General features: G+C 73.1%; 20 protein-coding genes. 9 read left to right on the top strand and 11 right to left on the bottom strand.

The annotated features are described in order from the left end of the window. Window positions 1–23 precede the first annotated feature (23 nt). On the bottom strand, window positions 24–464 hold the full coding sequence (locus tag ABZ809_RS21020) for a hemerythrin domain-containing protein (RefSeq protein WP_357564285.1): 441 nt from the start codon (window positions 462–464) through the stop codon (window positions 24–26). Between the two features lie 192 nt (window positions 465–656). On the opposite strand from ABZ809_RS21020, the gene ABZ809_RS21015 reads away from it, so the two are divergent. Continuing rightward, window positions 657–863, top strand: a complete 207-nt coding sequence (locus ABZ809_RS21015; RefSeq protein WP_357564246.1) for a hypothetical protein — start codon at window positions 657–659, stop codon at window positions 861–863. Between the two features lie 159 nt (window positions 864–1,022). Beyond that, window positions 1,023–1,787 (top strand): rod shape-determining protein, encoded by a 765-nt coding sequence (locus ABZ809_RS21010; protein WP_357564245.1) that lies wholly within the window; start codon window positions 1,023–1,025, stop codon window positions 1,785–1,787. Between the two features lie 48 nt (window positions 1,788–1,835). Here ABZ809_RS21010 and ABZ809_RS21005 read toward each other — a convergent pair whose 3' ends face one another. Further along, entirely contained in the window at window positions 1,836–2,552 is a 717-nt protein-coding gene (locus tag ABZ809_RS21005) for a DUF6193 family natural product biosynthesis protein (RefSeq protein WP_357564244.1), read from the bottom strand. Between the two features lie 91 nt (window positions 2,553–2,643). Here ABZ809_RS21005 and ABZ809_RS21000 point away from each other — a divergent pair, with 91 nt between their 5' ends. From ABZ809_RS21000 to ABZ809_RS20990, 3 genes are read left to right on the top strand one after another with little or no spacing between them, the layout of a single operon-like run. After that, a complete protein-coding gene (locus ABZ809_RS21000) occupies window positions 2,644–3,861 on the top strand; it encodes a D-arabinono-1,4-lactone oxidase (RefSeq protein WP_357564243.1) in 1,218 nt (405 codons plus the stop codon). Further along, window positions 3,861–4,235 carry a sensory rhodopsin transducer gene (locus tag ABZ809_RS20995; protein ID WP_357564242.1) on the top strand — a complete coding sequence of 125 codons (375 nt, stop codon included), beginning with the start codon at window positions 3,861–3,863 and terminating at the stop codon, window positions 4,233–4,235. Before ABZ809_RS21000 ends, ABZ809_RS20995 begins: the two co-directional genes overlap by 1 nt. A 34-nt stretch (window positions 4,236–4,269) precedes the next feature. After that, window positions 4,270–5,403, top strand: a complete 1,134-nt coding sequence (locus ABZ809_RS20990) for an FUSC family protein (RefSeq protein WP_357564241.1) — start codon at window positions 4,270–4,272, stop codon at window positions 5,401–5,403. 20 nt (window positions 5,404–5,423) lie between these two features. On the opposite strand, the gene ABZ809_RS20985 is transcribed toward ABZ809_RS20990, so the two are convergent. The 4 genes from ABZ809_RS20985 to ABZ809_RS20970 form a co-directional block, all read right to left on the bottom strand. Beyond that, window positions 5,424–6,005: a TetR/AcrR family transcriptional regulator gene (locus ABZ809_RS20985; protein WP_357564240.1), complete on the bottom strand. Its 582-nt coding sequence runs from the start codon at window positions 6,003–6,005 to the stop codon at window positions 5,424–5,426. Window positions 6,006–6,019: 14 nt separating this feature from the next. Further along, window positions 6,020–6,697: an ABC transporter ATP-binding protein gene (locus ABZ809_RS20980; RefSeq protein WP_357564239.1), complete on the bottom strand. Its 678-nt coding sequence runs from the start codon at window positions 6,695–6,697 to the stop codon at window positions 6,020–6,022. Next, window positions 6,694–7,821, bottom strand: a complete 1,128-nt coding sequence (locus tag ABZ809_RS20975) for an FtsX-like permease family protein (protein WP_357564284.1) — start codon at window positions 7,819–7,821, stop codon at window positions 6,694–6,696. The genes ABZ809_RS20980 and ABZ809_RS20975 overlap by 4 nt, the downstream gene beginning before the upstream one ends. Window positions 7,822–7,943: 122 nt before the next feature. Then, window positions 7,944–9,059 (bottom strand): DUF4185 domain-containing protein, encoded by a 1,116-nt coding sequence (locus ABZ809_RS20970; RefSeq protein ID WP_357564238.1) that lies wholly within the window; start codon window positions 9,057–9,059, stop codon window positions 7,944–7,946. 273 nt (window positions 9,060–9,332) lie between these two features. Between ABZ809_RS20970 and ABZ809_RS20965 the strand changes: the two genes are divergently transcribed. After that, window positions 9,333–10,850, top strand: a complete 1,518-nt coding sequence (locus tag ABZ809_RS20965) for an N-acetylmuramoyl-L-alanine amidase (protein WP_357564237.1) — start codon at window positions 9,333–9,335, stop codon at window positions 10,848–10,850. A 287-nt stretch (window positions 10,851–11,137) separates the two neighbouring features. Here the strand turns inward: ABZ809_RS20965 and ABZ809_RS20960 are convergent, their stop codons facing one another. Further along, complete coding sequence (locus ABZ809_RS20960) at window positions 11,138–11,299, bottom strand: hypothetical protein (protein WP_357564236.1); 162 nt, start codon at window positions 11,297–11,299, stop codon at window positions 11,138–11,140. A gap of 333 nt (window positions 11,300–11,632) precedes the next feature. On the opposite strand from ABZ809_RS20960, the gene ABZ809_RS20955 reads away from it, so the two are divergent. Continuing rightward, window positions 11,633–11,974 (top strand): YciI family protein, encoded by a 342-nt coding sequence (locus tag ABZ809_RS20955; RefSeq protein ID WP_357564283.1) that lies wholly within the window; start codon window positions 11,633–11,635, stop codon window positions 11,972–11,974. Window positions 11,975–12,033: 59 nt separating this feature from the next. Further along, window positions 12,034–13,281 carry a sigma-70 family RNA polymerase sigma factor gene (locus ABZ809_RS20950; RefSeq protein ID WP_357564235.1) on the top strand — a complete coding sequence of 416 codons (1,248 nt, stop codon included), beginning with the start codon at window positions 12,034–12,036 and terminating at the stop codon, window positions 13,279–13,281. 82 nt (window positions 13,282–13,363) lie between these two features. On the opposite strand, the gene ABZ809_RS20945 is transcribed toward ABZ809_RS20950, so the two are convergent. Together ABZ809_RS20945 and ABZ809_RS20940 are read right to left on the bottom strand one after the other, a co-directional pair. Continuing rightward, window positions 13,364–14,410 (bottom strand): zinc-dependent alcohol dehydrogenase family protein, encoded by a 1,047-nt coding sequence (locus ABZ809_RS20945; protein ID WP_357564234.1) that lies wholly within the window; start codon window positions 14,408–14,410, stop codon window positions 13,364–13,366. A gap of 69 nt (window positions 14,411–14,479) precedes the next feature. Next, the gene (locus tag ABZ809_RS20940; RefSeq protein ID WP_357564233.1) at window positions 14,480–15,685 is read right to left on the bottom strand and encodes a serine hydrolase; all 1,206 of its coding nucleotides are present in this window, start codon (window positions 15,683–15,685) and stop codon (window positions 14,480–14,482) included. Window positions 15,686–15,936: 251 nt separating this feature from the next. On the opposite strand from ABZ809_RS20940, the gene ABZ809_RS20935 reads away from it, so the two are divergent. Then, the gene (locus ABZ809_RS20935; protein ID WP_357564232.1) at window positions 15,937–17,325 is read left to right on the top strand and encodes an alkaline phosphatase PhoX; all 1,389 of its coding nucleotides are present in this window, start codon (window positions 15,937–15,939) and stop codon (window positions 17,323–17,325) included. Between the two features lie 280 nt (window positions 17,326–17,605). Here the strand turns inward: ABZ809_RS20935 and ABZ809_RS20930 are convergent, their stop codons facing one another. After that, window positions 17,606–18,673, bottom strand: a complete 1,068-nt coding sequence (locus ABZ809_RS20930) for an N-acetylmuramoyl-L-alanine amidase (protein ID WP_357564231.1) — start codon at window positions 18,671–18,673, stop codon at window positions 17,606–17,608. Window positions 18,674–18,857: 184 nt separating this feature from the next. Beyond that, entirely contained in the window at window positions 18,858–20,144 is a 1,287-nt protein-coding gene (locus ABZ809_RS20925; RefSeq protein ID WP_357564230.1) for an MFS transporter, read from the bottom strand. Between the last annotated feature and the right edge of the window lie 17 nt (window positions 20,145–20,161).

Below are 20,161 nucleotides of genomic sequence, written 5' to 3'. Positions count from 1 at the left end.
ACGGTGCCGGCCTCCGGCGCGACCTACCGCGCGGCGTCGGCCGTCGGGGTGATCCGGTCCCAGGCCGGGATGGGCAACGCGATCACCGCTGCCGGGAAGAGCCCGTGTTCCTCGTTGTCGATGTGCCGGTGCAGCCGGTCCAGGGCGGCCAGCACCGCCGGCCAGTCGGGCGCGGCGCGGTCGACGGCGCCGAGCACACCGTGGATGTCCTCGTGCTCGGCGCAGAGCTTCTCCACCGCGTCGGCCAGGCTGCCCTCCGCCCGCAGTTCGACGAAGAGCCCCTCCTCCTCGGTGGCGGTGTGCGGCATCAGCAGGGCCAGCAGGTCGTCGAGGGCCGGCAGTGCGTCCGCGTCCCCGGCCCGTACCGCGTCGCGGAGCCGGCCGGCGGCGTTGGCGATCGCCTCGTGCTCGGCGGAGAGGCGGCCGATCAGCGGGAAGTCCCGGCAGCCGCAGTAGTTGCACATGCTGATCATCTCCAGGATCACGACGATGTCCGGCTTCATCGTCGGCCCGACGCCGACACCATCGGCAGGGCCGACCGGCCCGGTGCGCCGGGACGACAGGCCCGCCCCGTCGTCGTCCCCCGCCCGCCGTCGTCCCGCCCGCGGCCGGCGACGGCGTGGCCGAGCGGCGGACCGCCCGGCTATGGTGTCGGCATGCAGGATCGGCCCGGCCTCCGCCGCGCCGGCAGGCGGATCTCGCTGCCGGCGCTGCTGATGCTGACCGTGCTGGTCATGGTGCTCTCCGCGGCCCGGGCCGTCGGGCTCTGCATCGTGTTCCGGTGCACGCGACGGGCCGTTCCCGGCTGCGTGCCGGCGTGGTCGGCCGACCGCGCTCCGCCCGGGCTGACGTTCGCCGTCTGAAGCCCGTCCGCCTTCCCGCGTCCCACGACGCGGGCCCGTGGCTTGGAGCGCCATGCCTACCCCGCACCACGATCGGTCCATCCTGCCCCGGTCCGTCGGCGACGGACCCCGCGCCGTGGCGTACGCCGGCGCGGCCACCCCGCGACGGGGGTGGTGACCGTGCTGGCCCCCGGCGCGTACGCCCGCCTCGGCCTGCGCCATCCCGTCGCCCTGGACCTCGGCACCTCGACGGTACGGATGTGGACGCCGACGTCCGGCGCGGTCGTCGCCGAGCCCGCCGTCGTGGCGTGGAACTCGGCCGGCGCCCGGGCCGTCGGGCGGGCCGCCATCGCGCTGCGCGACACCGGTGACGTGAAACTGGCGTGGCCGGTACGGCACGGCGTGGTGACCGACTTCTTCGCCTGCGTACACCTGCTGCGGGTGGTGGCCGCGGCGAGCGGACGGCCGGGCGACGACGTCTCCCCGGTCGTGGTCGGCGTGCCGGCCACCGCCACGTTGCGGCAGAAGGACCTCCTCGTCGCGGTGGTCCGCCACGCGTTCGGCGGGCGCGTCGCCACCGTGGAGGAGCCGCTGGCCGCCGCCCTGGCCTGCGGAACCGACCTCGACGGCGACGACGTGGTCGCCGTCGACATCGGACAGGGCCGCACCGAGATCGCCCACATCGCCGACCGCGCGGTCGAGGCGGCCGAGCGTGTCGACGTGCCCAACGCCCTCGACCAGGTGCCGCTGATCGCCGCCGCCGTACGACGCCTGGGCGCGCGGCCGGTGTGGCCGGGGCGCCGCCGGCTGCTGATCACCGGCGGCGGGGCGGTGCACCCCGAACTCGGGGCCCGACTGGCGGCGCTGACCGGTCGGGTCGTCACGATGCCCGCCGATCCGCACCTGGCCACGCTCGCCGGCCTGCGCCTGCTGCTCACCGGCTGACCTCGGACGGTGCCGCACGGCGTCGCGACGGCGACGCCGTGCGGGCGCTTATCGGCTGCGTTCCTCGCCCAGCGCGGTCAGGACCAGCGCCACGCAACCGGCTGCGTCGGCGGTGCCGAGTTCGTGGCCGTCCGTTGTGATGACCCGGTACCGGCCGTCAGCCAGCGGATGGACCGATGGGAGTTCTCTGCTGTACGGGTGGCCGACGGTTCTGCTGAAACGCAGTGTCCAGTGGCTGGTGTACGGCAACAGCGCCCGCAGGCGGGGTTGGTGGAACGCCAGCGCTATGAACGGATGCAGGCGGGTCAGGTGCGACGCGGGCGGGCTGTTGTCGTGGTAGCGCCGCCATCGATGGTCGATGGCTTCGGCGTCGCCGCGTTCGAATGCCTCCGCGAAGCCGTTGGCGCTGAGGAACGGCCATGCCGAGGTCAGTTCGCCAACCCGCATGCCGGACTGCCAGCCGTGCATCGAACCGGTCACGGCGGACAGCTCGTCGGTGGTCCCACGCGCCATGACCACACCCCGTGTCCAGAACTGCAGGCAGAAGGCCCGTTCGCGGAGGCCCATGACGACGTCGGCGTTGCGTTCGGCGCTTCTGACCTCCGCTGCGGTGTGGCGCCAGCCCGGCGAGGACAAGTGTTGCGCCCGCACGGCGAGACCGGCCGCGTCGAACTGCGCTTGCAGGACAGCGCGCAGGCTGCCTGCCTGCACGATGTCTGGATACAGAGCGGGGTCCGGCCCGCAGGTGTCGCGCTGGTCAGCCACGCTCCCATCCTGCCTGTTGTCGACCGTGCCCTCCGCTGCCGGTGACTACCCCACCCGTCGGCGGGTAAGCCGGCCGGCGGAAGGAGGCGACGTGGGACGAGGGTTCGTGAACTGGTCCGGCAGCCTCTCCTTCACCCCGGGCGAGTACGCCGAACCCGCGGACGAGGACGAGGTGCGCGCGCTGGTGCGGCGGGCCCGCGAGGCCGGGACGACGGTACGGCCGGTCGGCTCCGGGCACTCGTCCAGCCCGCTGGTGCGCACCGACGGGATCCTGCTGAGCCTCGACCGGCTCGCCGGGGTGATCGCCGACGACGGAGAACTCGCCACCGCCTGGGCCGGCACCAAGCTCAAGGCGCTCGGCGAGGGCCTGTACGACGCGGGGCTGGCGATGGACAACCTCGGGGACGTGGACTACCAGTCGATCGCGGGTGCGACAGCCACCGGCACCCACGGCACCGGCCTCGGCTTCGGCAACCTCTCCACCCAGGTGACCGGCGTACGGCTGGTCACCGGCACCGGCGAGACGGTGGACGTCAGCGCGGAGCACAACTCGGACCTGCTGCCGGCGGCCCGGCTGTCCCTCGGCGCGCTCGGCGTGGTCACCCGGGTGACCCTGGACGTGCAGCCCCGCTACGAGCTGCGCCGTCGCTCGTGGTGCGCGCACGTCGACTGGACCCTCGACCACCTGGCCGAGTTGCAGCACACCAACCGGAACATGGACTTCTACTGGTACCCCCGCAGCGACCAGACGCAGATCCGGGTCATGAACCGGGTCGACCGGGCACCCGACGAGCGGGTGTGGCAGCCGCGGCTGGTGCCGGGCGAGGCCTTCCCGGGAGAGCCCGGCGAGGTCCGCGTGGGCCCGACCCACCGCACCATCCCCCGCCATCGGGAGCTGCGCTTCGAGGAGATCGAGTACATGCTGCCGGCAGAGGCGTTCGCCGCCTGCTTCGCGGAGGTGCGGCGGCGGATCAGGCAACGGCACCGCCGGGTCGTCGGGTGGCGGGTGCTGGTGCGCAGCATCGCCGCGGACGACATCTGGCTCAGCAACGCCTACGGCCGGCCGACCGTGACGATCGCCTGCCTGCAGAACACGTCCCTGCCGTACGAGGAGTACTTCCGGGACATGGAGGCGGTCTTCCGGCACTACGGCGGCCGGCCGCACTGGGGCAAGAAGCACTGGCTGACCGCCCGTGACCTGCGTCCCCTCTATCCCCGCTGGGACGACTTCCAGGCGGTACGTCGCCGACTGGACCCGGACGGGGTGTTCCTCAGCCGGGACCTGGCCCGGCTGCTGGAGGAGGCGTGATGGCGCAGATCGGCGCGCGGACGTGGGTCGTCCCGGGCGGGCGGGTGCCGTTCCCCGGCCACGGCCGGGAACCGGAGTTCGGCAGCTTCGACCAACTCTGCGTGCTCAACGCCACGGACCAGGAGGCCGAGCTGAGCCTGGACTTCTACTACGAGGACGCCGAGCCGGTCGGGCCGTACCGGATCCTGGTCGGGGCCCGGCGGATCCGGCACGTCCGGGTCAACGACCTGATCGACCCGGAGGCGGTCCGCCTGGACCGTCCCTACGGCTGCGTGCTGCGCTCACCGGTGCCGGTGGTGGTGCAGTTCCTGCGCCAGGACACCCGGCTGCCCGGCGTCGTCGCGCTGACGGGCGCCATGGCCTACCCCGGCTGACGTTCGCGGCCCTGGCGCCCGGGTATCCGCGCCCATGGGGCAGGCGGGGGAGCAGACGGCGTCGGCGTCGGGGCTGGGCTGCCGGCTGCGCGAGACCGGGCGGAACAGCTACCGGCGGTTGCAGACGTACTTCATCGTGGCGGTGCAGGCGGGCCTCGCCGCGGCCCTGTCGTGGGTGGCGGCCCGCGAGATCCTGGGCAGTCAGGACCCGACCTTCGCCCCGGCCGCCGCGGTCGGTGTGATCGCCGCGTCCCTCGGCAACCGGGCCCGCCGCACCGTCGAGCTGATCGGCGGGGTGGTGCTCGGCATCGCCGCGGGCGACATCCTGATCGGCGTGCTGGGCACCGGCCCGTGGCAGACGGGTGTCATCGTCTTCCTGGCGATCGCCGCGGCGGTGCTGATCCGTGGCACCGGCGCCCTGGTGACCCAGGCCGGTGGTACGGGCGTCCTGGTCGCCACCCTCACTCCGACCAACCCGCACCTGGAACTGCCCCGCACCCTCAACGCGCTGATCGGGGGAGCGGTGGGCCTGCTGGTCGTGCTCCTCGTCGTCCCGCTCAACCCGTTACGGACCGTGCGCCGGGTCGCCGACCCCGCGCTGGACGTCTTCGCCCGGGAGATGACCGCCTCGGCGGACGCCCTGACCCGGCGCGACACCCAGGCGGCGCAGGAGGTGCTCGACCGGATGCGCGCCGCCGAGCCGGAACTGGACCGGCTCAGCGAGGTCGTCGACGCCGCCGAGGAGGTGGCCCGGCTCTCGCCGCTGCGCTGGCGGCGCCGCCGGGTGCTGGCGGCCTACCAGCACGGCGTCGAACACATGGAGCGGGCGTTCCGCAACAGCCGCACCCTGGTCCGCCGGATCGGCACCGCGCTGCGCGACGACGAGCCGGTGCCGCCCGGCCTGCCCGCCGCCGTCGACCGGTACGGCGAGGCCGTCCGCCTGCTGCACCGCGAGTTCCTGGCCGCCCGGACGCCCGTGGCGGCGCGGGAGCGGGTGCTGGAGGCGGTGTGGGAGGCCGGGGAGGCGTGCCGGCAGGACATGGGGTTCTCCGGCGCCATCGTCGTCTCGCAGTTGCGGACCATTGCCAACGACCTGCTCCGGGCCACGGGCGTCGACCAGGCCGAGGCGCGCCGGCTGGTGCGCCGGGCCGCCGCCGGCCACCGGTGACCTGCCCGACGCGGCGCTGCTCAGCGTTGTTGTTGCAGGTAGGGGCAGAGGAGTTCCCGGGTGAGGGCGAGCACGGCGGCTTCCGGGGTGCCGTTCTCGATCATCTGTGAGGACGCGTAGACGACAGCCTGGACCAGTTCCGCCGCGGCGGCCGGGTCGCTGGCACCGTGCTCGGCCAGGGCCGCCACCAGCGGCGTACGCAGCTGGTCGTGCAGGATCCGGCTCTCCTCGGCGAGGACGGTGCCCGACGCGCTGCTGGCGAGGCCGCGCATGACCGCGTGCTCGCCTTGGGCGACGAGGTGCAGGTTGGCCTCGACGTAGGCCAGTACCCGTCCGCCCGGATCGGTGGCCCGGTCCATCTGCTCCGTGACGTACGCCGACCACTCGGGGAACATGTCGGCGATGACGGCGTTGAGCAGGTCCTCCCGCGACTTGAAGTACTGGTAGACGCTGGGGCGCGCCAAGCCTGTCCGTTTGCCCACCTCGGCCAGGCTCGGCGCCTGCGCCCCGCTCTCCGCGAGGATCTCGCGGGCCGCCGCCAGGATCGCCCGTCGCTGGCGGGCCCGGTGCTCGGCCACCGTGGGCGCCTGGATCTTCGGCACAGGACTCCTTCTCGTCACGGCACGGGCATCAGTCGCCCGTCGATCATCTCGTAGACCGTTGTGCAGTGGCGCAGCACGTCGTGGTCGTGGGTGACCATGACGGTGGCTACATCGTTCTCCTTGGTCTCGCGGGCGAGCAACTCCACCACCTCGTGACTGCGGGCGCGGTCGAGGGCGGCGGTCGGCTCGTCCACCAAGAGTAGTCGCGGCCGGTTTACCAGGGCCCGGGCGATGCCGACGCGCTGCCGTTCGCCACCCGACAGCTGGTGCGGACGGCGGTTCGCCTTGTGGGCCATCCCGACCTCGCCGAGCAGGTGCACCGCCTCGCGGGCCCGGGAGCCGTGACCGCCGAACCGGGCGGGCAGCCGGATCTGGTCCACGGCGGTCAGCGCGGGAAGGAGATTGCCGGACTGGAACACGAAGCCGACGAACTCCCGGCGCAGGGTCGCCCGTGCCTGTGCGCTCGGCACGGTCATGTCCCGTCCGGCGAGGGTGACCGAACCCGACGTCGGGATGGTCAGCCCGCCGGCCACCGCGAGCAGGCTGGACTTGCCCGCCCCCGAGGGGCCGACCACCGCGACGAACTGCCCGGGGGCGACGGTGAGGTCGACCCCGTCGAGGGCCGGCACGGTGTCGTCGCCGTCGCCGAAGCGCAGGCTCACGCCGCGCATGACCAGGCCGGTGTCGGTCATCGGTTCGCTCCCAGGGCGGTCAGCGGATCCACCGTGGCGATCCGGACGATGGCCACGGCGGCTCCGGCCAGGCCGAGGACGAGCAGGAGGAGGGCGGCCACCGCGATCGCCGGCGCGCTGAGCGCGAACGGGATACCGCTGCCGACCAGGCTGCCGGCCGCTGTGCCGACCGCGACGCCCGCGCCGACGGCGAGCAGCAGCAACGCGAGGGCCTGGGCCAGCCCGTCGCGCAGCAGGTATCCCGTCGGTGCGCCCATGGCCCGCAGCACGGCGATCTCCGCGCGGCGTTGGATGGTCCAGACAGTGAAGAAGGCGCCGACCACGAGCGCGGAGATGGCGTAGAGGAACCACTCGATCAGTTGCAGGGTCGAGGTCTCGGCGGTGTAGCCGGGCGAGGCGCCGTAGGACTCCTTGCGGGTGAGGCTCTCGGTGCCGGCGGCCCGGTCACCGGCCGCCAGGTCGATCTCGGCGCCGTCGGCGGCCCGCACCGCCACGGCGGTGATCTCCTGGTAGGTGCCGCCCGGCACGGGTTCGCCGGGGCGGACGCCGGCCTTGATCTCCTGCCAGGCCCGCAGTGGCAGGTAGGCCACGTCGACGTGACCGAACGTGTGCTGGTCGGCCATGGCGCCCAGCACGGTGAGCCGGGTGCCGATCCGGTCGACGGTCACCGTGTCGCCCACCCGCAGCCCGGCCTCGATCGCGGTTTGGCTCACCACGATGCCGTTCGCGGCGCCCAGCCGTGCGCCCTCGGCCACCGGTGGGGACAGGAAGGAGTCGGCGGGCACGCCGAACAACGCGAGGTCGATCTCCACGCCCGAACCGCTGCGGGCGTTGATCAGCGCGTTGCCGAAGGGCGCCGCGTCGGTGACCCGGGGCTGCGCTTTCCACGAGTCGACCGCGGAGATGTCGATGACGCTGCGGGAGAACGCCGAGTCGTGCTGGACGCCGTCGGCGAAGGCGAAGGAGGTCGCCGGGATGCGCTGGAGCCCCGACACGCCGTCGTTCACCAGGCCCGAGGAGAGCCCCGACAGCAGCACCACCAACACCGCGATGAGCGCGACGACCGCTCCCATCAGGCCGAACCGAGCCTTGGCGAACCGGAGTTCGCGTACCGCTAGGAACATGCCCACCACCGGGGGCAGGATTTTATCGACTGCATGTCAGCATCGTACCAACATGCTGTCGGCATCCTTCCGGCGCCGCTCGGGTGCGTGCCCGGATCAGTCGGGTGGTGGCGGTTGCCGCGTCACGCCGAGCCGGCGAACTGGCTCACGTGGTAGGCGGTGCTGCGGCCGTCGGGCGTCCTGGTCCACTTCGAGACCATGAGGTGCAGGTCGCCCGCCCGCCGGCTGGACCACGGGTGGATGAACCCGCCGTAGAGCCCGGGCTCCTGCCAGGACGTGACCTGGATCTTCTCGGGCGTCCAGACCCGGTCCGGGCCGTCGGCAGTGCGGGTGACGATGCACCCGGTGGCGCAGTTGAGGTACGACATCACCCAGGTGCCGTCGGCGAGCCGCCGCACCGACGGCTCGCCGAAGCGGCCGGTCAGGATGGGCGTGCACGGGCGGCCCCAGCCCCAGTTGCTGCCGTTCCAACCCCAGCCCTCGTACGCCTCGGGCGCGAACAGGCGGTCCCAGCGGACCCGGCGCAGCATCATCGGGCCGTCCTGGCGGCCGGAACGCACCGAGAAGACGTACACCCAGTCCCCGTCGCGCTGCATCGTCCACATCTGGAACGGGTCGGTGTTGGCGCCGTTGTTCCACCACTTCAGCGGCGTACGGATGAAGTCGTTGCCGTTGTCGCTGTAGGCCAGGCCGGCGTAGCGCGACCGCCAGTGCGGCCCGGCCGGGCCGGCGGAGTGCCAGTTCTCGATGCTCATGTACGACACGAGCTGGCGGCCGGTCTCGGGGAAGCTGATGCCGTCGTTGGGGATGACGGTCACCTCCCAGAGGCCGTCGATGCCGATCCCGTGGTGGCCGTTGTGCATCAGCTCCGGGGCCCGGCCGTTGCCGGCGACGCGGGCGGCGCTGTCGAAGACGACCCCACCGGCGGCGCCGGGATGGACGTTGGAGCGCAGCATCACCGGTGAGCGCCAGTCGTTGGGCAGCGGCGGGCCCTCCGGCCACGGCGTGTCGAAGGTGTCGCCGAACAGGTAGCCGATGGAGCCGTTCTCCAACACGTACGGGATGCCGAGGTCGGTGCCGGCGACCCGCCAGCGGTGGTTGGTGTCCAGGTCGGCGCCGGTGAGGCGCTTCTTCCAGGTGGCGGCCTGCGCCGCGCCGGGGGCCAGGGCCGGCGCGACGGTCGCGGCCACGCCGGCCGCGGCGACCGTGCCGAGCAGTGAGCGGCGGGTGATGGGCATGGCCGTCCTCCTCGCGATGGGGTTCCCGGAGGTCACGGACGTGGGGAGCCGGGCCGGGCGTGGTCGCATCGAGTGGCTTGCGTCGATGTAGTGCTGGAACCTACGACCAGCCGGCCGGCGTCGTCAAGGACCGTCGCGCGGACGCCGGGTGCGAAGGATGTCTTCAGGGGTGTCGTATCACTCTGCCGGAAACTTTCGTCATTCCATTGACATGGTTCGTGCTGTCTCCGCAGACTCGCGGCAGTCGGCCCACCTGACCGAGGAGTCCTCCTGATGGCCACCATCCCCTGGCTCGCGGACGTCCTGCGTGCCGCGGGCGTCCGGGTCGTCGAGCACGGCGACTGGCGCAACCGCATGGTCGCCGGCTCGTTCAACCCGATCGGCGTGCTGTGGCACCACACCGCCGCCAGGTCGAGCGCCAGCAACCCGCACCCCGCGCTCAACACCTGCATCTACGGCCGCTCCGACCTGCAGGGCCCGCTCTGCCACGCGGTGGTCGACTACCACGGCGTCTTCCACGTGATCTCCGCCGGCCGCGCCAACCACGCCGGCGCCAGCCGGGGCAGCGGCCCCGTCCCCGCCGGCGACGGCAACACGATGCTGGTCGGCTGGGAGATCGACTACGACGGGGTCAACCAGCGGATGACCCCCGCGCAGTACGAGGCGTCGCTGACCGCGACCGCGGCCGTCCTGCGGCAGCTCGGCCGCGACGCCAGCTACGCGCGCGGCCACCGCGAGACCAGCACCGGCGGCAAGATCGACCCGTCCTTCATCGACCTCGACCTCATGCGGGCCGACGTCGCGGCCCGGCTCGGCGCGGGTGGCGTCGCGGGCCGCGCGTTCGGCTTCGGCAGCGGGCAGCACTACGTGGCGGTCGGCGCGGCGGGGACGCTGGCGAACCTGTCCTGGTCGGCGGGCACCGGGCTGGTGCGCGCGGACTGGGGAGGCGGCCCGTTGACGGGCAAGGCGGTCGGGTACGCGCACGCGGGCCAGCAGCACGTCTTCGCGCGGGGCACGGACAACGCCCTGCGGCACTGGTGGTGGGGGCCGGGGATGGGCGCGCCGGGCCTGGACAACTGGAACACCGTCGGGCGGGTGGCCTCCGATCCCACCGGCTTCGCGTACGGCAACCAGCAGCACGTGTTCTTCCGCAACGCCGAGGGGAACCTGGAGCACCGCTTCTACGACCTGACCACCCGTCAGATCGCCGGCGGGGTGTGGCCGGGCGGCGGGTTCGTGGGGAATCCGTTCGCGTTCGTGCACCGCGACCAGCAGCACATCTTCGCCCGGACGGCCTCGGGTGGGTTGATCCACTGGTACTGGTGGCCGGGGATCGACCCGGGCTCCGACAACTGGGGGATCACCGCGGGCGTGGCCTCGGACCCGACGGGCTTCTCCTACGGTGGCAACCAGCACCACGTGTTCTTCCGCAACACCGACGGCCGGCTCCAGCACCGGTTTTTCGACGATCCGAGCGGGACGCTCGGCGGCGGGGTCTGGGCCGGCGGCCCGGTGGTGGGGAACCCGCACGCCTTCGTGCACCGCGACCAGCAGCACATCTTCGCCCGGACGGCCTCGGGTGACCTCGTGCACTGGTACTGGTGGCCGGGTATCGACCCGGGCACGGACAACTGGGGCGCGGTCGGCAGGGTCACCGACGACCCGGCGGGCCTGTCGTTGCCCGGCCAGCACCACGTGTTCTACCGGACCACCAACGGCACCCTCGAACACCGCTTCGTCAACGACGCCAACGGCCAGCTGTCCACCGACAACTGGGGTGGCGCGCTGTAGCCGGCGGCCGCGGGAGGGAACCCACCCGACGCGCAGCCGCCGAGCGCCGGCGCGACGAGAAGGAACGCCTCCGCTCCGCCCTCGCCGGCGAGGACGAGCCCGGAGGTGACGAGCAACAGGGTGGCACCCGTTTACTGGAACGGTGACGGCTGAGCAATTCGACACGCCGGGACGGCTGTTGCTGAACTGTCGACGATCATGCCGTGGTGCCGCCTGTGGGTGGCCAAGGGGCACGACGAGAGGCCCGGCACGGTCGACGACGACCGTGCCGGGCCTGCGTCAACCGATCACCAGTTGGTGGAGCCGGCCACCTTCGGCCACGGCTTCAACGTGGGCTTGATCAGGTAGACGACGCCGCCGGAGCCGCCGGACACCCCGCCGCTGGCGATGATCCGCTTGGTCCGCAGCCAGATCTGCTCGAACTGCTCACGCTTGTGGACGTTGCGCACCACGTCGTTGCTCGACGAGGCCGGGTCGACTGCTCGTCGCGGTGGCCGCCGGTGTCGCGGCCCGCGTGCTCGTCCGCTACCGGCCGGTCAACGGCGACCCAGCGGCGATCCTGTTCGCGCACGGCGTCCCGTTCGCGGTCATCGTGCTCGACTTCTACCCGGATCGGGAGGAGGTCCGCCGGGTCTTCTCCGTCACCAACCCGGACAAACTTTCCCGGGTCGGAGGAATATCTTCGGAGGGCCTGTCCATCCGGCGGTCCCCCGTTCGTCGTGAGGGCGTACGGCGGTCCTGCCGTACGACAGGGCGACAGAGGGAGACGGATCGTGAAGTACATGCTGCTCATCAACGCGGGAGCGGTCGACGCGGACGGCGGGGCCGCCGGGTGCGAGGTCGCGGACTGGATGGCCTACGACAAGCAGGTGCGGGAGGCGGGCATCCTGGTCTCCGGGGAGTCGCTGGCGGACCTGGTCACCGCCACGACGGTACGGGTCGACCGGGACGGCCGGCGGACCGTGACGGACGGGCCGTTCGCGGAGACCCGCGAGATCCTCGGCGGCTTCTACGTGATCGACGTACCGGATCTCGACGCGGCGCTCGACTGGGCGGCGCGCTGTCCCGGCGCCCGCGCGGGCGGTTCGGTGGTGGTCCGGCCGGTCGCCGAGTTCGGGGGCTGACCCCGGTGGGCGAACCGCCCGCCGGGGCCGGAGGGCCGGACCAGGCGCCGTCGGCAGTCGTGGAGTCCGTGTTCCGCGAGGAACGCGGCCGGCTGCTGGCGGCCCTCGTCCGCCGCTTCGGCGATCTCGACCTGGCCGAGGAGGTCACCTCCGAGGCCGTCGAGGCGGCGCTGGCCCGCTGGCCGGTCGACGGCGTTCCGGCCAACCCGGGAGCCTGGCTGATGACCACGGCCCGCCGCAGGGCGGTCGACCGGCTGCGTCGCGACCAGGCCCTCGCCGCGCGGCTGGCCATCCTCCAAGCCGAGGCGGACCGGCCGGACCTCGCCCCGGTCCCCGCCCCCGAGGCGGGCGGGGACCTGCCCGACGAGCGGCTGCGACTGTTCTTCACCTGCGCGCATCCGGCGCTCGCGGCCGAGGACCGCGGGGCGCTGACCCTGCGCTACCTGGCCGGGCTGACCACGCCCGAGGTGGCGCGGGCCTACCTGGTCCCGGCGGCGACGATGGCCAAGCGGATCACCCGGGCGAAGCGGAAGATCCGCGAGGCCCGGATCCCGTTCCGGGTGCCTGGCGCGGCGGAGCTGCCGGAGCGGCTGCCGGGCGTGCTCCAGGTGACCTACTCGATCTTCACCGAGGGCTACGCGGCCAGCGCCGGCCCGCGCCTGCAACGGCTCGACCTCGCCGAGGAGGCCATCCGGCTGGCCCGGCTCCTGCACCGGCTGCTGCCCGCCGAGCGGGAGGTCACCGGGCTGCTCGCGCTGATGCTGCTGGTGCACGCCCGGCGCGACGCCCGCACCGGCCCCGACGGCGAGCTGGTGCTGCTCGACGAACAGGACCGCGCCCGCTGGGACCACCCGATGATCGGGGAGGGGCGGGACCTGGTGCCCGTCGCCCTGACCGGCGGCCCGCCCGGCCCGTACGGCGTGCAGGCCGCGATCGCCGCCCTGCACGTGTCGGCCCCGGACCTCGCCGGCACCGACTGGCCGCAGATCGTGGCCCTCTACGACGTGCTGCACGCGCTCGCCCCGTCCCCGGTCGTCGCCCTGAACCGGGCCGCCGCCGTGGCGATGCGCGACGGCCCGGAGGCGGGCCTGGCGCTGCTCGACGAGCTGGCCGACGAACCACTGTTGCGGGCCCACCATCCGTATCCGGCGGCCCGGGCCGACCTGCTGCGTCGGCTCGACCGGCCCGCCGAGGCGGCCGAGGCGTACCGCGCGGCGCTCGCCCTGGCCGGCACCGAACCCGAACGGGCGCTCCTGCGGCGGGGGCTGGACGCCGTCACGGTCACAAGGGACGAGGCGGGCCCGTGATGACCCGCCTTGCCACTGACGGGTGGCTACCAGAGGACTTGAACCTCTGGACCACATCCGCGATCCGCAACGGCGCGGCCCCTCAGTGGGGCCGGATGAGTCGCATGCCGCCGGGAGCGGGCCCGGCCATCGCGGCCAACGCGGCGGGCACCTCGGCGAGGCCGATGGTGCTGGTGACCAGCTCGGCGGGGCGCAGCACCCCGGCGGTGACCAGCCGGAGCAGCTCCGGGTAGGCGTGTGCGGGCATGCCGTGACTGCCGCGCAGCTCCAGCTCGTACGCGATCACGAGGTCCATCGGGAGAGCCGGGTGGCCCTCGGCGGCGGGCAGGAGCCCGACCTGCACGTGCCGCCCGCGCCGCCGCAGACCCTCGATCGACGCGCGGCACGTGGCGTGACTGCCCAGCGCGTCGAGCGACAGGTGCGCCCCGCCGCCGGCGGCCTCCCGGACGGCCGCGGACACCGCGTCGGGGCCGAGGGCACTGCCGTCCAGGCAGACCGTGGCGCCGCAGCGCCTGGCCAGCTCCAGGGCGCCGGGAGCCACGTCGACCGCCACCACCCGGGCGCCGCACGCCGCCGCGATCATCACCGCGGAGAGCCCCACCCCGCCGCAGCCGTGCACCGCCACCCACTCGCCCGCGGCGACCCTGCCCTGGCTGACCACGGCCCGGAACGCGGTGGCGAACCGGCAGCCGAGCGCCGCCGCGGCCGGGTAGTCCAGCTCGTCGGGGAGCCGGACCAGGTTGACGTCCGCGTCGCGCACCGCCACCTGTTCGGCGAAGGAGCCCCAGTGGGTGAACCCCGGCTGTGTCTGCCGCTCGCAGACCTGCTGGTCGCCCGCCAGGCAGGCCGGGCACTGCCCGCACGCGCACACGAAGGGCGCGGTGACGCGGTCGCCGGGCCGCCAGCGGTGGACGCCCGGACCGACCGCCACGACGACCCCCGCGTACTCGTGGCCGGGCACGTGTGGCAGCCGGATGCCGGGATCGTGGCCCTGCCAACCGTGCCAGTCGCTGCGGCACAACCCCGTCGCCTCGACGCGGACGACCGCGCCGCCGGGCGGCGGCACCGGCTCCGGGACGTCGCGGACCTCGGGTCGGGCACCGAACTCGTCGAAGATCACGGCACGCATGGCCGGCATCCTCACATGCCACCATGCGTGCCGTCGTGCCCACCGTGCCGGGCCCGCGCGCCACCCGCCCTACCGCGGGCCGGCTCCTCGGCGGGCGAGCCCGCGCCGCCACGGCGCCACCAGGATCAGGGCGGCCAGCACCAGGACGGCGCCGAGAGCCAGCCAGGTGGACGAGGACAACGGCGACGACTTTCCGGTCGCCTCGGCGTGCTCGCTCTTGACGGCGGCCACCGGGCGGTCGTACTTCTTCTCCTCGGGGCCGACCAGGCGGCCGACGGACGCGCCGGCGGGGAGCGCGAAGCCCCAGTCGAGCAGGGCCGTCGCCTCTCCCAGGCTGCCCAGCGGCGCGGTCTCCGCTCCGAGCAGGGTCACCGCGAGCCGCCGGCCGTGGCGTTCGGCCACGCCGACGTACGTCTGCCGCGCCAGGTCGGTGAAGCCTGTTTTCCCCCCGATCGTCCCCGGATACTGGTCCAGCAGCGTGTGGTCGTGTCTGATCTCGAATGCCGGGTTTCCCGGCTGCGCCGGAATCTGCGCCGTGCGGGTGGCGATGTACTGGCAGAAGTCCTTGCGGGCGAAGGCGGATCGCGCGATCAACGCGAGGTCGTACGCGCTGGTGTACTGGCCGGGGCCGTCCAGGCCGGAGGGCGTCGCCGCGTGGGTCTGGTTCGCCCGCAACCGGCGCGCCTCCGCGTTCATCGCGTCGACTCCGCCCTGCCTGCCGGCGGCGCCGCCGCCGACCCGGGCCAGCACGTTGGCCGCGTCGTTGCCGGACTTGAGCAGGAGCCCCAACCACAGGCTGCCGACCGAGTACCGGCTCCCCTCGGCCACTCCCATCAGCGAACTGGCCGGATCGAGATCGCGCAGGTCAGCCCGGGTCACCTCGACCATCTGGTTCGGGTCGAGGCGGGGCATCAGCGCCGCCGCCAACAGCAGTTTCTGCACGCTGGCCGGCGTCCGGTGCTCGTGGGGGCCGCATCCGCCCAGCACCGCACCACTGTCGAGGTCCGCCACGAGCCACGACGTGGCGGTCACCGCCGGTGCCGCAGGCGCGCCGGCGGGAGCGGCCAGACCCGCCGTCGCCAGGGCCGCCCCCCCGACCGCCGCCTGGGCGGGGTCGACCGGTGGCGGCGTCGGCATGGCGGGCGGGGGCACCGGCGACTTCACGGTGGGGCACCGCACGAATGGCGCGGCCGCTGCCGCAGGTGGCGCGACCGCGACCGCAGGCACGAGCAGGGTGGCACTGAGCGTCACGACAGCGAAGCGCGAAGTGGTCACTCAACGTACGGTAATCGTCGGGAAAGCCGGCGCGGCCGGATTGACGAAAGCGCTTCGTGTGCCCATAAGCGCAGTTCGTGCGAACCCGCTGCCACCTGGTTCACATTGCGATGGGTTGTCCGCAGGCCGGGTCGGACGGTCGGGGTTCGATCGGCATCTTGACGGATGGGGCGGGATGTGGCGTAGTGGATCGAGCGATTCGGGTCGATATCGGCCGGGCGCAACGATCTGACGTCCAGAAGGGATTGTCCGTGTCCTTGTCTCGCCGCCAGTTCCTGTCCCGCTCGGCTGGGGCCGGTCTCGCCGTGGCCGTGGCCGGTTCGGTCGAGGCCCTGTTCACCGCAGCACCCGCGCTGGGGGTGTCCGGCCCGGAGGCCGGGTACGGTCCGCTCGTGCCTGACCCGGCCGGCATGCTCGACCTGCCGGTGGGCTTTCGCTACACGGTGCTGTCGCGCGAGGGCACCGTCCGGCCGGACGGTGGCATCGTGCCGAGCCGGTTCGACGGTATGGACTCCTTCGCGGACAAGGCGCGCGGCACCCGCCTGGTCCGCAACCATGAGTGCTCTCCGACCGCGAAGATCACGGTCGTGGCTCCGCCGGAACGCACGTACGACCCGGCCGCCGGGGGCGGGACGAGCACGCTCGTCGTCAGCGCGTCGAACCGCCCCGTCTCCGAGCACGTCAGCCTGGGCGGCACGGCCATCAACTGCTCCGGCGGCCGGACGCCGTGGCACACCTGGTTGACCTGTGAGGAGACCGAGGACAAGGCGGGTGCCCGCGGGTACACGAAGGACCACGGGTTCATCTTCGAGGTCGACCCGTACGATGACGCCCGCAACACCCACCCGACGCCGCTGACCGCGATGGGCCGGTTCCAGCACGAGGCGGTCGCGGTCGACCCGCGCACCGGCATCGTCTACGAGACCGAGGACGCGTTCGTCGCGCCATTGGGCAGCTTCTACCGCTTCCTGCCGAACCGGCCGCTCGGCGGTCACGGGAGCCTGCGGGCAGGCGGCGTGCTGCAGGCCCTGCGCGTCCCGGACCTGCCGGACCTGTCGGTGGTGACGGAGGCGGGCACCTCCTTCTCCGGCATCGAGTGGCTCGACGTGCCGGACCCGCTGGCGACGACGGAGTCGGTCCGTGCCCAGGACTACGGCAAGCCGATCACCGGTGGGTACAAGATCGAGGGCGCCTGGTGGGGGCAGAAGGACGCCTGCGCCTACTTCGTCTCGTCGTTCGCCCGGCGTGAGCTGGGCTCGGCCCGTGACCACGACGGCCAGGTCTGGCGGTATGACCCAGGCGCCAACACGTTGCGCCTGGAGACCATCTTCACCCGCCCCACGCCGGCGCCGGAGAACCCGGAGTTCGACGCCCCGGACAACATCTGCATGTCGCCGTACGGGGGCCTGATGATGTGCGAGGACGGGATCGGGGACCAGCACATCCTTGGTACGACCGCCGACGGCGAGGTGTTCGTCTTCGCACGCAACCGGGTGGACGTCGGCACCGCCGGGGACCCGGAGTACGGCGAGCTGGCAGGCGCGACGTTCTCCGCCGACGGCCGGACCATGTTCTTCAACGTCTACAACCCGGGCATCACGTACGCCGTCACCGGCCCCTGGAACCGCCGCCAGGGCTGACCCGCAGCCACCGTCCGGTGGGCCGAGGTCCAGACCGGCCGTACGTACGCCGCGCGGTCTTCTGCGACCTGCTGCTGTCCGGTGGTCGCTGCTGTCTGCCTCGCGCCGACCATGCCGGCCCTTGCTCCCGTCGACTGCGACGCCGACCCGGCATCCGGCGGCGCGACCAGCCGAAGGCCGGCTGACGGAAGCGGGGTGGCAGCGGCGGCGCGATCCCGGCCCGGAGGTCGTCCGAGGCGATCCGCGGCGGCTGCTCACCCCGCCTGACGTCAGCGGCTGACTAGACCCGGGTGACCCGGACGGCGTCGGCCACCACGTAGCCGGTGGCGCTGGTCCACCGGCTCACCGCGACCAGGTTGCGGTCACCGGCGGCCAGGGCGAAGGTGCCGAGCGAGCGCCAGGCGCCGCCGCTGGCCCGCTGGTCCAGGTTGACCGTCTGGTTGCCCGAGGCGGTCACGACGATGTGCGGTGCCGAGCTGCTGTAGCCGGGGTCGGCCGGGTGCCGCACCTCGACCCGGTAGTTGCCGGCCGCCGGGATGGCGACCTTGAACCAGGCGGCGTCGCTGGCGAGCGTGGGGTTGGCGAACCGGTAGTCGGCGCCGTAGCGCTGGGCCGAGTACGCGGAGGTGCCCCAGTTGGTGCTCGCCGTGAACCGTCCCGCCGTGGCGTTGTCCACGATGGTGCTGAACGTGGGCGGGGGGTTGGTGGTGCTCAGCCCCAGGTATGCGGCGATGCCCTGGGCGTGCCCCCGGGCGGTGGCGGTGATGAAGTCGGCCCGCTTGAGCAGGGCCGAGTCGGCCACGGAGTCGATGAAGAGGTTCTCCGTCAGCACCGCGGGCATTGCCGACTCGCGCAGCATGTGGAAGTTCGCGGACTTCAGGCCCCGGTCGGTGACCCCGCTGACCGACCGCATGCCGGAGATCACCCGCGAGTGCACCGCGTTGTGCAGGTTGACGGTGGCGGAGTCTGCCGTCGGGTACCGGTAGCTCTCGAAGCCGGTGCCGCCGCCGGAGTTGATGTGCACGCTCACGAGCAGGTTCGCGCCCCACGCGTTGGCGTCGTCGGTGCGGTAGGCCAGGCTGCGGGTGATGTCGGTCGTCCGGGACATCCGGACGTCGACGGCCCAGTTGGCCAGCAGGATGCTGCGTAGCTGGAGGGAGATGTCGAGCGTCAGGGCCTTCTCCTGGAGCCCGTTGCCGACCGCGCCGGGATCGGTGCCGCCGTGGCCCGGGTCGATGTAGACCTTGGGCAACGCGGCCTGTGCGGCGCTGCCGAGGAACGGCACGGCCGCGGTGCCGGCGACCGCTGCCAACAGGGTGCGCCGCCGGAGCGTCGAGTTATCGAGCATATGAACCTCGTCATCAGGAGTCGGAGAGATCGACATGGCGACGTCAATATAGTGAACTTCGATGTCTCGTGAAAGATCTCTCCGGCGCCTGATCTGGAACTGAAGGTTTCCGTCCGGGGCCGGCGCCCGCCCGCCCCCGGGCGGGCACCGTTGTCGGCCTCAGTGGTCGGTCGGGTCGCCCGGGTCACGACGCGGTGCTGGGCGCGGCCTGCTGGACTGTCGGCTGGTGAGCGGCCGGCTCCGACCCGGCCCGGCGGATCGGCGAGCACAGCCCGCCGACCGCGATCAGCAGGCACCCCGCTCCCGCGACGAGAGTGACCGAGGTGACGCCGTACCGGCCGGCGACCCAGGTCAGCACCGCGGCGCCGGCTGGCCCGAGCGAGTAGTGCGTGCTCCAGAACGCCGAGGTGACCCGCCCGAGCAGGTGGTCGGGCGTGATCTCCTGGCGCAGCGACATCGAGCAGATCGCGCCCACGCTGAGGCCGCACAGGTACACCGCGGTCAGCACCGTGACACCGGGCACGTTCCCCACGACGCCGATGCCCGCGATGGCGACACCACACACCGCGAGCGCGCCGATCCAGGTGACACCGAAGCCAAGTTTCCGGCGTAGCGGCGCGACCAGGAGCGCGCCGGCGATGGTGCCCAGTGCCGCCAGCCCCAGCACGGCGCCGACCGTCCGGTCGGAGCCGCCGAGGTCGTGTTTGACGTGGTAGACGAGCACGTCGGTGAGGCCGTACGTCAGGAAGATGAACACCGACAGCAGGATGGTCAGCGAGCGGAGCACGGGCTGACGCCAGAGGAACCGCGCACCGGCCAGGAACTCGGCCAGCCGGCCCTCCCGCGCCACCGCCTCGCCGGCACCGTCGTCGGTGGACGGCCGGAGTCGCACCAGCCAGAGGCCGGCGGCCGACAGGGCGAAGCTGGCCGCGTTGATGGCGATGGCCGCCGTGGGGCCGAACCGGGCCGACACCACGCCGGCGAGCAGCGGCCCGCCGACCGCCGCCGCCGCGTACGTCGCCTGTAGCCGCCCGTTGGCCTCGGTGATCCTGGGCCGGTCGACGAGGTTGCGCACGGCCGTCACCGCGGCGACCTGGAACACCATGCCGGCCGCCTCGCAGATCGGCAGGACGACGAAGAGCAGCCAGATCTGCGGGCCACCCAGCCAGGCCAGCGGAATGAGGGCGTAGAGCACCAGCCGGAGCAGGTCGGCGGTGATCATCAGGGTCCGCCTGTCGTACCGGTCGACCAGGACACCACCGAAGATCCCCGCACCGACGGACGCCGCGCCCGCGACGGCCGTGAGCAGGCCCATCTGGGCGACCGACCCGGTCGCGTGCAGCACGAGCAGCGGCACCGCGAGGTAGGCGAACGAGTCGCCGGCGGCGGAGAGCGACTGTGCCGCCCAGTACGCGCCGAAGTTTCGATCACGCCACAGGGGACGCGGGACCGGATCGACGCGTCGGCTCATGCCGGTGAGCGTATGCC

Source organism: Micromonospora sp. NPDC047074 (genome assembly GCF_040643815.1).
Classification (GTDB): Bacteria; Actinomycetota; Actinomycetes; order Mycobacteriales; family Micromonosporaceae; genus Micromonospora.
This window is presented reverse-complemented; position numbering and strand designations above follow the sequence as displayed.

Excerpts from the sequence above, each read along its gene's own strand:
- ABZ809_RS21020 (WP_357564285.1), bottom strand. The coding sequence starts at position 464 with ATGTGCAACTACTGCGGCTGCCGGGACTTCCCGCTGATCGGCCGCCTC.
- ABZ809_RS21015 (WP_357564246.1), top strand. The coding sequence starts at position 657 with ATGCAGGATCGGCCCGGCCTCCGCCGCGCCGGCAGGCGGATCTCGCTG.
- ABZ809_RS20995 (WP_357564242.1), top strand. The coding sequence starts at position 3,861 with ATGGCGCAGATCGGCGCGCGGACGTGGGTCGTCCCGGGCGGGCGGGTG.
- ABZ809_RS20990 (WP_357564241.1), top strand. The coding sequence starts at position 4,270 with ATGGGGCAGGCGGGGGAGCAGACGGCGTCGGCGTCGGGGCTGGGCTGC.
- ABZ809_RS20980 (WP_357564239.1), bottom strand. The coding sequence starts at position 6,697 with ATGACCGACACCGGCCTGGTCATGCGCGGCGTGAGCCTGCGCTTCGGC.
- ABZ809_RS20975 (WP_357564284.1), bottom strand. The coding sequence starts at position 7,821 with ATGTTCCTAGCGGTACGCGAACTCCGGTTCGCCAAGGCTCGGTTCGGC.
- ABZ809_RS20970 (WP_357564238.1), bottom strand. The coding sequence starts at position 9,059 with ATGCCCATCACCCGCCGCTCACTGCTCGGCACGGTCGCCGCGGCCGGC.
- ABZ809_RS20965 (WP_357564237.1), top strand. The coding sequence starts at position 9,333 with ATGGCCACCATCCCCTGGCTCGCGGACGTCCTGCGTGCCGCGGGCGTC.
- ABZ809_RS20955 (WP_357564283.1), top strand. The coding sequence starts at position 11,633 with ATGCTGCTCATCAACGCGGGAGCGGTCGACGCGGACGGCGGGGCCGCC.
- ABZ809_RS20945 (WP_357564234.1), bottom strand. The coding sequence starts at position 14,410 with ATGCGTGCCGTGATCTTCGACGAGTTCGGTGCCCGACCCGAGGTCCGC.
- ABZ809_RS20930 (WP_357564231.1), bottom strand. The coding sequence starts at position 18,673 with ATGCTCGATAACTCGACGCTCCGGCGGCGCACCCTGTTGGCAGCGGTC.
- ABZ809_RS20925 (WP_357564230.1), bottom strand. The coding sequence starts at position 20,144 with ATGAGCCGACGCGTCGATCCGGTCCCGCGTCCCCTGTGGCGTGATCGA.